The organism is Jeongeupia naejangsanensis, from assembly GCF_016865585.1.
Classification (GTDB): Bacteria; Pseudomonadota; Gammaproteobacteria; order Burkholderiales; family Chitinibacteraceae; genus Jeongeupia; species Jeongeupia naejangsanensis.
The window spans coordinates 295,133-308,250 of the sequence record NZ_JAESND010000002.1 but is presented as its reverse complement, the minus strand read 5'-3'; the positions used below and the strand labels follow the sequence as shown (position 1 = coordinate 308,250).

Annotated in this window: 10 protein-coding genes; 2 read left to right on the top strand and 8 right to left on the bottom strand. The window is 63.4% G+C overall.

The genetic code is table 11. The features are described 5' to 3' along the window. Positions 1 to 418: 418 nt before the first annotated feature. Both JMJ54_RS19525 and JMJ54_RS06570 read left to right on the top strand, forming a co-directional pair. Positions 419 to 997 carry a serine acetyltransferase gene (locus tag JMJ54_RS19525; protein ID WP_203537149.1) on the top strand — a complete coding sequence of 193 codons (579 nt, stop codon included), beginning with the start codon at positions 419 to 421 and terminating at the stop codon, positions 995 to 997. Positions 998 to 1,476: 479 nt separating this feature from the next. After that, on the top strand, positions 1,477 to 1,845 hold the full coding sequence (locus JMJ54_RS06570) for an SMI1/KNR4 family protein (protein WP_203537148.1): 369 nt from the start codon (positions 1,477 to 1,479) through the stop codon (positions 1,843 to 1,845). A 131-nt stretch (positions 1,846 to 1,976) separates the two neighbouring features. Here JMJ54_RS06570 and JMJ54_RS06565 read toward each other — a convergent pair whose 3' ends face one another. From JMJ54_RS06565 to rnr, 8 genes are all read right to left on the bottom strand, one after another. After that, a complete protein-coding gene (locus tag JMJ54_RS06565; protein WP_203537147.1) occupies positions 1,977 to 5,123 on the bottom strand; it encodes an efflux RND transporter permease subunit in 3,147 nt (1,048 codons plus the stop codon). Next, positions 5,120 to 6,607, bottom strand: coding sequence for an efflux RND transporter periplasmic adaptor subunit (locus JMJ54_RS06560; protein WP_203537146.1), 1,488 nt, complete (start codon positions 6,605 to 6,607; stop codon positions 5,120 to 5,122). Before JMJ54_RS06560 ends, JMJ54_RS06565 begins: the two co-directional genes overlap by 4 nt. Further along, a complete protein-coding gene (locus JMJ54_RS06555; protein WP_203537145.1) occupies positions 6,607 to 7,812 on the bottom strand; it encodes a TolC family protein in 1,206 nt (401 codons plus the stop codon). Before JMJ54_RS06555 ends, JMJ54_RS06560 begins: the two co-directional genes overlap by 1 nt. 135 nt (positions 7,813 to 7,947) lie before the next feature. After that, positions 7,948 to 8,325 (bottom strand): hypothetical protein, encoded by a 378-nt coding sequence (locus JMJ54_RS06550; RefSeq protein ID WP_203537144.1) that lies wholly within the window; start codon positions 8,323 to 8,325, stop codon positions 7,948 to 7,950. 72 nt (positions 8,326 to 8,397) lie between these two features. Continuing rightward, a complete protein-coding gene (locus JMJ54_RS06545) occupies positions 8,398 to 8,832 on the bottom strand; it encodes a protein YgfX (protein ID WP_203537143.1) in 435 nt (144 codons plus the stop codon). Next, complete coding sequence (locus tag JMJ54_RS06540) at positions 8,829 to 9,539, bottom strand: SIMPL domain-containing protein (protein ID WP_203537142.1); 711 nt, start codon at positions 9,537 to 9,539, stop codon at positions 8,829 to 8,831. The genes JMJ54_RS06545 and JMJ54_RS06540 overlap by 4 nt, the downstream gene beginning before the upstream one ends. A 71-nt stretch (positions 9,540 to 9,610) precedes the next feature. After that, a complete protein-coding gene (locus JMJ54_RS06535) occupies positions 9,611 to 9,970 on the bottom strand; it encodes a hypothetical protein (protein WP_203537141.1) in 360 nt (119 codons plus the stop codon). A 107-nt stretch (positions 9,971 to 10,077) separates the two neighbouring features. Next, positions 10,078 to 13,080, bottom strand: a complete 3,003-nt coding sequence (rnr, locus tag JMJ54_RS06530) for a ribonuclease R (RefSeq protein ID WP_203537140.1) — start codon at positions 13,078 to 13,080, stop codon at positions 10,078 to 10,080. Positions 13,081 to 13,118 lie beyond the last annotated feature (38 nt).

The following is a 13,118-nucleotide window of genomic DNA, read 5'->3' as shown; positions in this document are numbered from 1 at the left end:
CTGCCATCTTCAAACCGCCGCCGCGCATCGCACTTCACGGCTGAATGAGTCAGCAGACACGCCAGCATCTGCCGCCTCTTTTTTGCGGATGGCATAAGCCGTTAAACCTGATAAAGTGTCCCATTCAAAATATGTAAGTTTTCTCGGTTCCCAGCTTGGAACGTCGGTAGTGCTGGCGATTACCTGTGCAAGCCTGCGCGGTCACGGTGTGTTCGCGGTGTTATCCGACATACCCGAATACATGACAACCTCTCCACAGAGAGCCCCCCTGTAGGGAAGAACACAACATTCCCTCAGCAAGCACACCCGAAAGGTCAACTGTCGGCCGTGTTATCCGACAGTTGTCCCGATATTTTTTATGCACCATGGTGCACACACCACGTTGGGCGTCAGCAGATTTAGAGATCGAGGATGAAACATGAAATGGGATCAACTTAGAGCAGATACACATCGGCAATACGGTGAGTTCAGCTGGGGACACGTTATCAAAGGGGCAATTAGTCGCCGAACCTACCGAGTCGTTGTAACGTTGCGCCTATGTCAGGCTGCGGCCTCCTCCCGTGGTCCACTGCGACTTATGCTTTTGCCGTTGAAAGTACTTCATCGTGCGGCTACGCAATTGGCAGCCACGGATCTCTCGTGGCAAACAATGATTGGCGGAGGGATAGCTCTGACGCATGGATGGGGCCTCGTCGTGAATCAAGGCGCAGTCATTGGCAGAAACGTAACACTGTTTCACGGGGTGACGCTCGGGCGTCGCGATCGAATCGCATCAGATGGGTCTCGCCTTACGGAATATCCCGTAATTGAAGATGAAGTATGGATTGGCCCGCATGCAATAATCGTCGGAGGTGTAACTATTGGTCGTGGGAGCAGAATCGCTGGCGGAGCGTTCGTTACAGAAAGCGTCCCCCCATATTCTGTTGTTGTAGGAAACCCTGCATCAGTAGTGAAGGCCAACTGTATACCAGATGTTTCGAACCCTGCGCCGCTGTGACGAAAACACCCAACCCATCACTCCGGCGGCCGCTGAATTCAAACGTTAAGCCTCCACGAATTTTCGCGAAACTTTATACATAAAAAATCAGTAGAAACTCCATTTCAATTCGGTGCGTAGAAACCCAAAAACAAGCCACGGGCAGTGCTGAATTCAGTTCCAATCGATTACTCATTGGGAATTTTTCAAATGCCGACAAAACCATTAAAGACACTATTTCGCAGGTAACGCCAAGACCCTTCTACAAGACACTCATCGCAGTTATCCACCCTCTAGAAATGGTCGAAGGCGGCCTATCTCAAATAGAAGAACGTATTTTCAAGGAACTAGCGTTTGGTGCAGGCGTCCGAAAAATGCACATTTACCTGGGAGCCCAGCTCGACGACCAAGGCGTGTTGGTTGCAGCAACAGCCTGATACTTCAATCAATCCGGACCGGCTAACGCGGGTCCGTCAAGTCAAACGACAGCCATTTCAATCATGAATATCGATCCGTTCCGGACTCCTTCAGATGCCGAGATCGCAGAGGCCGAAAGGAAACTGAACTTCACGTTTCCTCCAGCATACGTTGCGTTTCTTAAAAATGGCAGCAACGTGGAGAATGCGCTCTTCGAGCCTGCCATAATCCTTCCCGGCTACCGTCATCTGGACATATTCGAAATTGCTGAAACCGCTTGGAGGAAAATGGGAGTATCACACAAATGGTTGCCGTTCATTGAAGACAACAGCGATTACTTCCTCATTTCTCAGACTGGAGAAGTAAGGTATTGGTCACACAACGGAACCACAAACGAAACGTGGCCGAATTTTTCCGCGTGGTTTCAACAAGTCTGCGTAGAACGTCGTTAGCAACTGGACTCCGCCTGGTTGTGTAAAAAACTCATGACCATCAGCAGCCAATAAAAAGCCCAGCACAGCTGGGCTTTTTATTGTGTTGAAGATCAAATCAATGCAGATCGGTCAGGAAAAATCGAGGACGTTCATGCATCGATCGAAGCCTGCACCTTCGTCGCAACGCCATTATGTCGCTGTCGCATCAACAGATACGCCGCCGGAATCACGAACATCGACAGCAGCGGCGCGGTGATCATGCCGCCAGCCATCGGTGCGGCGATCCGGCTCATCACTTCCGAGCCGGCACCGCTGCCCCACAGGATCGGGAACAGGCCGACCAGGATCGTCGCCACCGTCATTACCTTGGGCCGGACGCGCTGCACCGCGCCTTCGATGATCGCGGCCTTCACGGTGTCGGCGTCGTCACCATCCCGCTGTTCGAGCGCCTGCTTCAGGTAGAGCAGCATGATCACGCCGAATTCGGCCGACACACCGGCCAGCGCGATGAAGCCGACGCCGGTGGCGATCGACAGGTGATAACCGAGCACGTCGAGGAACCAAACGCCGCCGATCAGCGCGAACGGCAGCGTCGCCATGATCAGCAAGGCTTCGTCGATCCGCCTGAACGTCAGGTAGAGCAGCACGAAGATGATCAGCAAGGTCGCCGGGACAACCAGCTTCAGCCGTGCGTTGGCGCGTTCCATGTACTCGAACTGGCCCGAGTAGCCGATGCTGATGCCCGGCGGCGCCTTCAGCTGCTGCGCCACCGCCGCCTGCAGATCGTGGACGACGGCGCCAAGGTCGCGGTCGCGCACGTCGATGTACACCCACGACGCCAGCCTGCCGTTCTCGCTCTTGAGCATCGGCGGGCCGTCGACAACAGCGATCTTCGCCACGGTGCCGAGCGTGATCTGCGCCCCGTTCGGCGTCACCACCGGCAGTTCGCGCAGCTTCTGCACGCTGTCGCGGATCTCGCGCGGATAGCGGATGCTGATCGGGTAGCGCGCGGTGCCTTCGACGGTTTCGCCGATGTTCTCGCCGCCGATCAGCCGCGCCACCACCGACTGCACGTCGGCGATGTTCAGACCGTAGCGCCCGGCCGCTTCGCGGTCGATGTCGACGTCGATGTAGCGGCCGCCCGACAACCGCTCGGCCAGACTCGACGACACGCCCGGTACGGTTTTGGCGATTTTCTCCACCTCGATCGCCACCTGCTCGATCTGCGCCAGATTGCTGCCCGACACCTTGACGCCGATCGGGCTCTTGATCCCGGTTGCGAGCATGTCGATGCGGTTGCGGATCGGCGGCACCCAGATGTTCGCCAGCCCCGGCACCTTGACGGTACGGTCGAGTTCGGCGACGAGTTTTTCCGGCGTCATCCCCGGCCGCCACTGCTCGCGCGGCTTGAACCGGATCGTCGTCTCGAACATCTCCATCGGCGCGTTGTCGGTCGCGCTGTCGGCGCGGCCGGCCTTGCCGAACACCGTCGCGACTTCGGGTACGGTCTTGATCAGCCGGTCGGTCTGCTGCAGCAGTTCGGCCGCCTTGCCCGCCGACAAGCCGGGCAGCGCGCTCGGCATGTACAGCAGGTCGCCCTCGTCCATGTTCGGCAGGAACTCGCCACCGAGCCGCGTCGCCGGAATGATCGTCGTCAGCAGCACGGCCGCGGCGATCGCCAGCGTGGTTTTCGGCCAGGCCAGCACCTTGTCGATCAGCGGCTGGTAGGCACCGACCAGCCAGCGGTTGAGCGGGTTCTTGTCCTCGGACGGAATGTGGCCGCGTATCCAGTAGCCCATCAGTACCGGCACCAGAGTTACCGACAGCCCGGCGGCCGCGGCCATCGCGTAGCTCTTGGTGAACGCCAGCGGCCCGAACAGCCGGCCTTCCTGCGCTTCGAGCGTGAAGATCGGAATGAACGACAGCGTGATGATCAGCAGGCTGAAGAACAGCGCCGGCCCGACTTCGGCCGCGGCGTCGCCGATCACGCGCCAGCGCGCGTCGCCCACCAGCGTTTCGCCCGGATGTTCGTGCTGCCACGCCTCGAGCTTCTTGTGCGCGTTTTCGATCATCACCACCGCCGCGTCGACCATTGCGCCGATCGCGATCGCGATGCCGCCGAGCGACATGATATTGGCGTTGACGCCCTGATAACGCATCACGACGAAGGCCGCGAGGATGCCCAGCGGCAAGGTGATGATCGCCACCAGTGCCGAGCGCAAATGCCACAGGAACAGCGCGCACACCAGAGCCACGACGACGAACTCCTCGATCAGCTTGTGGCTGAGGTTCTCGACCGCGTGGTCGATCAGCTGGCTGCGGTCGTAGGTCGTGACGATCTCGACGCCCGGTGGCAGGCTGGACTTGAGCGTTTCCAGCTTCGCCTTGACCGCTGCGATCGTCTCGCGGGCGTTTTTGCCGCTGCGCAGGATTACCACGCCGCCGGCGACCTCGCCCTGCCCGTTCAGCTCGGCAATGCCGCGGCGCATTTCCGGGCCGATCTGTACCCGCGCCACGTCGCCGAGCGTCACGACGGTGCCGCCCGTGGTCTTGAGCGGAATGGCACGGAAATCGTCCAGCGTTTTCAGGTAACCGGTCGCGCGCACCATGTACTCGGCCTCGGCCAGTTCGAGCACCGAACCACCTTCCTCGCTGTTGGCCTTGTTCACCGCATCGACCAGCGCGTCGGCGCTGATGCCATAGCCGGCCAGCTTCACCGGGTCGGGCACGATCTGGTACTGCTTGACCATGCCACCGATGGCCGCGACCTCGGCGACGTTCGGCAGCGTTTTCAGCTCGTAGCGCAGAAACCAGTCCTGCAGGCTGCGCAGGTCGGCGAGGCTGCGCGTGCCGGTCTTGTCGACCAGCGCGTACTCATAGATCCAGCCGACACCGGTGGCATCCGGCCCAAGCGCCGGTCTCGCGCTGGCCGGCAGCTTGCCCTGCACCTGGTTCAGGTATTCGAGCACGCGCGATCGCGCCCAGTACAGGTCGGTGTGATCGTCGAACAGCACGTAGACGTAGGAGTCGCCGAAGAACGAGTAGCCGCGCACCGTCTTCACGCCCGGCACCGACAGCATCGTCGTCGTCAGCGGATAGGTGACCTGATCCTCGACGATGCGCGGCGCCTGGCCCGGATACGGCGTGCGGATGATCACCTGCACGTCCGACAGGTCCGGCAAGGCATCGATCGGTGTCGTGCGTACCGCCCAGATGCCCCAGGCGGCGAGCATCACCGTCACCAGCAGCACCATGAAACGGTTGCGGATCGACCAGTGGATGAGTGCGGCGATCATTGGCCACCCCCGTCGATCCGGATCATCGATTCGATCATCGCATCATCGCCATGCATCATCAGCGTGAAACGGACCTTGTCACCAACCTTGAGGCCCTTGGCCGCCACCGGGTTCATCAGCGTGAACGGCATCGTCATCGCCGGCCATTTCAGCGCGGCGATCGGTTCGTGTGCCAGCGTGACCGAACCGGCCTCGATCACCCTGACCACGCCGACACCTTCGGGGCTGGCCGTTGCTTCGACCCTGGCATCGGGCTGCGCCGCCGCCGGTGCGCTGGCCATGCGCGCCAGTACGCCGCGCAGGCTGGCTTCCGAATCGATCATGAACTGGCCGGACACGACGACCTGCCGGCCCTCGTCCAGCCCCGCGATGATCTCGCTCCTCCCACCGGCCTCCCTGCCGATCCGCACTTCGACCGGCGCATAGTGCCAGCCGGTCTTGGCGTCACCGTCAACCGCGATGACGACATGGCGCAGGCCGGTCGCGATCACCGCGTCACTCGGCACCCACAGCGCAGGCTTGGCCTCGCCGGCCAGCGTCACCCGGGCATACTGGCCCGGCAGCAGGCGCCCGTCACGGTTGGGCACCTCGATTCGCGCACGGATTGTCCGCGTCTCGGCCTTCAGCTCGGGCACCAGCGCGGTGACCTTGCCGTTGACCGGCTGGTCGGGCCAGGCGGCAAAGTGCGCCTGCACCGGTGCGCCGACGCGCAACGTCGCCGCCTGCGCCTCGGGCACGTCGGCCTCGATCCACACGCTGGACAGACCGTTGATCCGTGCCAGCGCCTGCCCGGCTGTCAGCGTCATGCCCTGACGCACGCCCAGCTCGGCAATCATCCCACCGCGTGGCGCGGTGATCGTCACCACCGGCCGCGCGACACCGCTGCGTTCGAGTTGCGCCACCGCCGCGGCACTCATGCCGAGCTGGATCAGCCGCGATTTCGCCGCCGCCGCCAGTTGCGCATCGCCGCGCAATGCCAGGTATTCGTTTTGCGCAGTCAGCCATTCGGGCACACGCACGTCAGCCAGCGGGCTGCCGGCGGCAATCACGTCGCCGACGGCATGCGGATACGCGCGCTCGACGATGCCGCCGGTGCGCGCCTGAACGATGGCCACGTCGCGGTCGTTGAACACGACGGTGCCGGACACCGACAGTCCGCCGGCCAGCTCGCCGCGTTCGACCTTGGCCAGCTTGACGCCCGTGTTCTGTGCCAGCGCCGAATCGATGCGCACACCCGCCGCTTCACCGCCTTCGTCGGCGTAGCGCGGCTGTAGCTGCATGTCCATGAAGGGTGACTTGCCCGGCTTGTCGAAATGCACGTCCGGCTTCATCGGGTCGTACCAGTACAGCACCGGTTTCTCGGCCTTTGCGGCAGACCCCGGCAGCGCACCGTGTTCCGCGCTCCGCTGTCCGGCCAGCCAGCCGCCGAAGGCCCCGATGCCCAGGGTCGCGATGGCGATCGCGATCGTTGTCTTGGTGTTCATCAGTGTGCTCCGGTCAGGAAGTAAAGCCGGGTATCGGCGGCGGCAAGCTGGGATTCGAGTTCGATGGCACGCATCTGCGCGGCCAGCCGCGCCTTGCGCGCGCCGAGCACGCCGTCGCTGCCTTTGCCGGACTTCATGCCGGCCAGCGCCAGTTCGACCTGCTGGTCGATCAGCGGCAGGGTGCGGGTTTTCAACCGGTCCACCTGTGCAAGGATCGCCGTCCGCTCGGCCCGCAGCTCGTCGATCTGCTGCCGGTAGGCGGCCATGCGCGCCTGCCGTTCGGCATCGCTTTTCTGCACATTGGCCAGCGCCGCGGCAATTTTCGGGTCCTGCCGCGACGCGGCGAACACCGGCAGGTCGAAGGTGAACTTCACCATCGCCATGCCCTGATCCATCGCGTCATAGCCCCAGCCGACCTCGACACCCCAGTCGGGCTTCTTCGCAGCCCGCGCCAGCGCCAGCTCGGCCTGCGCGGCGCTCACCTGCGTCGCCGCCGCGCGGATTTCGGGCTGCTCGGCGATGTCGTCGGCCTGCGCCCGGCCGGTGGTCAGCCACGCCGGCAATCCGCCGGTGGCCGGCTGCGCGGCCAGTGCAGGACCGATCCAGCGCGCCAGCTGGGCACGGGCCTTGGCACGATCGCGTTCGATGTCGTCGCGGCTGTCGTCAAGCTGGTCGCGCTCGAGCCGGGCCGCCAGCGCGGCATCGGCCGATGCACCGCCCTTGAGCGCGGCAACGCCCGCCTGCTGGCTATGCCGGTTGTCGGCGTCCTGTGCCGCCAGCACGTCCAGCTTGCGGTCGAGGTAGTGCAGCGCCAGCCACGCCAGCGTGGTTTCGCGCCGGACGCTGAGCTGCGTGTAGCGGGCTTGTGCCTCGCTGGTCTGCAGTTGTGCGCCGGCAACCTGCCGCTCGGCATCGCGGCGGTCGCCGTTGGGCACCTCCTGCATCAGGCTGACCATGCGTTTGGCGTCGCCGACGCGGTAAGCATCGGGGCCGGAGGTCTGCAGGTCGTCGACCCAGACCGAGAGTTTGGGATCGGGCAAGGCACCGGCCGATTTCGTCAGCGACTGCGCCGCCGTCGTCGCTGCGGTGCTCGCGACGAGATCGGGCGCACCGCCGGCGGCGGCAAGGGCTTCATCAAGGGTCAGCGCGTGCGCGCCGAGGCTGGCTGCACCGAAGGCGGCAGCCAGAAACAAGAAGGGGGACATGGGTCTCTCCACGCGGTTTCGGATGCGTGCGGCGGAGAGTGCGATGCGTCGGTCCCTTAACGTTCCGGAATCGGAGACGTGCGGGAACAGTGCGATGCAGTCAGGCCGAACGCTTAGACGGGCGAACGGCGCGGACTAATTGCGGAAGACCTGGTACCGGATCCGTAATGGCGGTGACGCGGCAATCAGCGTCGGTGGGATAGCCCTCGCCTGCACGACGGCGGCATCGGGCGTTTCGAGGTAGGGCGACGCAAAGAACAGCGCGACAAAAAACGGCGCCGTCAGCTGGGGCAGCTGCACGTCGGCCGATTGTGCTTCCTTCTGGCAATGCGCCTTGCAGATCACCGGTTGCGTCATCTGCTGCATGTCGCAGTCGGACATGTCGAGCATCGGGGCGCTGGGTTGTGGCGGCAAGGCTTCGGCACAGGCATAGGCAGCCGTCACCAGCTGGGCAAAGACCAGCAGGATGGCGACGAGCCAGGCCAGACCTGACGATTTGAAGCTTGCGAGCATGACGGGACTATAAACGGCGGTTGAAGGCGGTTCAATCCACGTAGGCGGCATTCCGCTTGATCCGGCGCAAGGTCAGCGCGGATCGACGGCCTGCAGCATCCGTCTCAGGATCGCCGGGCGTGTCCAGCGCAACCAGATGCGCCACTGGCGCAGGCTTTCTGCATCGGCGCTGTCGGGCCACAGCACGAGAAAGGTCGTGCCCTGCCCGTCTTTCAGACCGAGAGCGATCAGCCAGACGCCGACGCGCGAGCTCGCGGCCAGCGTCGCAGCGCTGCTACTCCCGTCCGGCCAGTACAGCGACACCGAACCGTCGTCACATGCGGCAAGGCCGACCGGATGGCGTCGGCGACGCAGCAGCAGCAGCACCGCAACGCACAGCCAGAGCAGTCCGGCCGCGCTCCACGGCCAGGGTGTCGCAATGGCTGCGGCAACCGCCCCGATCAGGGCGAACGCGTGCAGCCAGCGTTGTTGCCGCGAACGGACAAGCCGCAGCGGCAACGGCGTCATTGCTGGACCTGAATACTGCCCGAAACGATCACCGAAACGCGGCTGTCGCCGCCTTCGAGCATCGGCGGGGCCGCACCGACGGCATCGGCCGACATCGCCCGCGCGGCCTTGTACATCGGCATCGGCGGCGACGTATTGCCGGTATCGACATTGACGTTGATGACCTTGAAGCCGCTGCCGTCCATATTGCGGCGGACGAGATCGGCGCGCTGGCGGAAGGCCTTGAGGCTCTCCTCGATCAGCTCGTTCTCGACCTGATCCCGCTTCTGCTCCGAGACGCCGTAGCGCACATCGGCCAGCTGCATGCCGACGCCGTTGGCCAGTGGCTGCTGCAGTTCGCCCAGCAGTTTCGACAGCGCGGCAAAGTCCTTGCTGTTCAACCGCAATTCGCCACGACCACGCCAGCCTTCCTGCTTGCTGGTCTTGTTGTTGTAGACCGGGAAGGTGGTGTAACCGGTGCCGCCGGACTGCACGGTACCGATCGCTTTGACGCGTTTGACCGCTGCGGCCAGCGTCTGGTTGACCTTGTCGGCCAGGCGCGCCGGATCACTGTCGTTCAACTCGACATACAGCAAGGCATGCGCCGTATCGTTGCCGACTTCGCGGCTCGACTGGGCATTCAGGTTGACGACGTTGTAGTTCAGCGTTTCAGCCAGAACCGGGCCGGACAAACCGGCGAGCAGCAGGCAGGCGGCAATGCGACGCATACGTTTCCTTTTCATTCACAAGCCTCGATGCTTGAGGCAGGAACCGACGCGGGCGACGACCCGCACCGGAATCAGTGGTAGCTGTGATCCGACGGCGTGTTGTGGATTTCCTCGGAGACGCTGTCCATGACGCCGAGGTGGATTTCGACGTCGAACCATTCCCAGAACAGCTTCAGATTGCGCTTCTTCGGCCAGAGTTCCTCATCACCGACCCACGAGGACAACTCCATCTCGAAAATCTGCTCGGCAATCTCGTCGATATGCGCAATGCCGTCTTCGGGCTCGTTGGCCTCGGGGATCAGGATCACGGTGCAATCGGCACGGACGTCTTCCAGCGACAGCGGAATGTCGTTACCCGGCAAACCGAGCAGCCAGTCCAGAAAGGGCTGCTTCGGGCGGATCAGCGCGGCCGAACGGTCGACGATAAACATGATGGGTTCCTTTGATTTCAGACAGATGCACGCAGCATGCGCGCACCCAAAGTCACTGCATGGGCGGCCCTGCAAGCAGTGCCGGGCCGCCACGATACACGACTCGTTCAGGACTTAGCGCGACGCGTGCGCGGTTTGGCCTCGGCCGGTGCAGGGTCGGCGACGACCGGCGGCGCCAGCAGCGCGGCAACCGCCGGCTTGCGGCGCACGGGTGCCTTGGCGACCGGTGTCTCGGCCGGCGCAGGCGCCACCGGCGGCGTCACGGCCTTGGCCGACGGCGCAGGCGAGCGGCGCGGCGCGGCCGCCTTCGTTACTGGCTTGGTCGCCGATGCCGGAGCCGGTTTCGCTGCCGGTTTCGCTGCTGCTGCCGGCGCCGGTATTTTTACCGGTGTGGTCGCTGCAACAGCCCCTGCCTTCGCGCCACCTGAACGCTTTGCCGCCGGCGCGGGCGTTTTTGCAATACCGTCGTTGGCCTCGGCCACCGGCTTCACCGTCGCCCCCCTGTTCCGACGTCGGGAAGGCGCTGGGGTCGGAACCGGTGCCGCTGCCGACGCAGGAGCCGGCGTTGGCGTTGGCGTTGGCGTTGGCGTTGGCGTTGGCGTTGGCGTTGGCGTTGGCGTTGGCGTTGGCGTTGGCGTTGGCGTTGGCGTCACCGAGCGTACTTTGGCATTCCGGTTGCGACGCGCCGGTTTGGCCGGTGCGGTCTGTGCCTGCGCTGCCGGTGTTGCCGCAGTCACTTCGACTGCCGGGGCCGGCGTACGCGGTGCGCGGTCGCGATTGCCGCGGCGCTTGCGCGAATCACGCCGGCTTTCGCTTCGGCGCGACGGTTCACCCGCTGCCGCAGGCGGTGCGGCAACCGCTTCCGTTACGTCATCCGCCAGCACGAAATCGACCTTGCTGGTTTCCAGATTGACGCGCGCCACCTTGACCCTGATCCGGTCGGTCAGGCGATAGAGCGCACCGCTGCGCTCGCCTTTCAGTTCGTGACGGCGCTCGTCGAAATTGAAGTAGTCCTTGCCCAGCTCGGAAATGTGCAACAGACCTTCGACGTACAGGCCGTCGAGCATCACGAACAGGCCGAAACCGGTAACCGCCGAAATCGTGCCCTCGAAGGTCTCGCCGACCTTGTCGCGCATGAAGTAGCACTTGAGGAAGTTCAGCACGTCGCGGCTGGCTTCATCGGCACGGCGCTCGGTCATCGAGCACTGCAGGCCGAGGTCTTCCCACTTTCTGGCCGGTTTGTACTTCTTGCCGGCCAGCACGGCCTTGATCGCGCGGTGGACCAGCAGGTCCGGGTAACGGCGGATCGGCGAGGTGAAGTGCGCGTAGGCCTCATAGCCGAGGCCGAAGTGGCCCTTGTTCTCCGGGCTGTAGACGGCCTGACGCAGGCTGCGCAGCAGCAAGGTCTGCAGCAGGCCGGCGTCGGGTCGCTCCTTGATCTTCGCCAGCACGTCGGCGTAATCGGAGGCGCTCGGCTCGTCGCCGCCTTCAAGGAACAAGCCGCAGGTTTTCAGGTATTCGCGCAGGTACTCCAGCTTCTCCGGTGTCGGGCCTTCGTGAACGCGGAACAGCGTCGGATGCTTGGATTCGATCAGGAAATCGGCGGCGCAGACGTTGGCCGCAAGCATGCACTCCTCGATCAGTTTGTGTGCGTCGTTGCGCACGACCGGGACGATCTCGCGGATCTTGCCCTTGTCGTCGAAGCGGATCTCGGTTTCGGTGGTTTCGAAATCGATCGCACCACGCTGCTTGCGCGCAGTCGAGAACGCCTGGAACAGCGCGTACAGCGTCTGCAGGTGCGGCAACAGTTTCCTGTTGTCCTGCGCCAGCTCCCCCTCGGGTTGCGACAGCATTTCCCAGACCTTGTTGTACGTCAGCCGGGCTTTCGAATGCATCACCGCCGGATAGAAGCGGTACTTCTTGATCAAGCCCTTGGCGCTGACCTGCATGTCGCAAACCATCGTCAGCCGTTCGACCTCCGGGTTCAGCGAGCAGATGCCGTTCGACAGCGCCTCGGGCAGCATCGGGATCACCCGGCGCGGGAAGTACACCGAATTGCCGCGTTCGATCGACGTCAGGTCGAGCGCGTCATCCGGCGTCACGTAATGGCTGACGTCGGCAATCGCAACGACGAGGCGCCAACCCTTGCCCTTCTTCTCTGCAAACACCGCATCGTCGAAGTCCTTGGCGGTTTCGCCGTCGATGGTCACCAGCGGCAGATCGCGGATGTCCTCGCGTGCCACGCCCTTGACCGGCTGCCAGTCCTTTTTGCGGACTTTCTGCGGTGTGGCAGCGGCTTGCGCTTCGGCGGCATCGCTGAATACATGCGGCAGATTGTGCTTGCGCAGCGCGATCTCGATTTCCATGCCCGGATCGTCGTAGCGGCCAAGAATGGCGCTGATCCGCCCCAGTGGCTGCACATGCCGTTCGGGCTGCTGGACGATGTCGACGACGACGACCTGGCCCGGTTCGGCACCGTTGACGTCGCCCGGCGGAATCAGGATTTCCTGACTGATGCGTTTGTCTTCAGCGGTGACGATGTTGACGCCCCGCTCGGTACGCAGCCGCCCGACCAGCGAGGTGTTGACGCGCTCCAGCACCTCGACGATCTTGCCCTCGCGCCGGCCCCGGCGATCGAGGCCGATCTGCTGGCCGAGCACGCGGTCGTTGTGCAGCACCTTGGCCATTTCACGCGGACCAAGATAAAGGTCACCGCTGTCATCGTCCGGCACAAGGAAACCGAAACCGTCCGGATGGCCCTGAATGCGACCGGGGATCAGCGCCACTTTCTGCGGCAGAACCAGTGCGCCCTTGCGGTTGATCATCAGCTCGGCCTCGCGCGCCATCGCGGCAAGGCGACGCTGGAAGGCAATCTGTTCGTCTTCGGTGATATCGAGCATTCGGGCCAGTTCGTCCGCATCGAGCGGCGCACCGGCATCGGCCAGCAATTGCAGAATGAATTCGCGGCTGGGAAGCGGGGATTCGTAACGCTCGCGCTCGCGTGCGAGGTAGGGATCCTGGGCCCTCAGGCCTTTGGATTTGCTTTTGCGCACGGGGCGCGAAGCGGGTTTGGAAGTTTTTTCGGTTTTTTCAGCTTTAATTCTTGACATCGCTTCGACGCATCCTTATATTGGCGACCTCTCGAGCA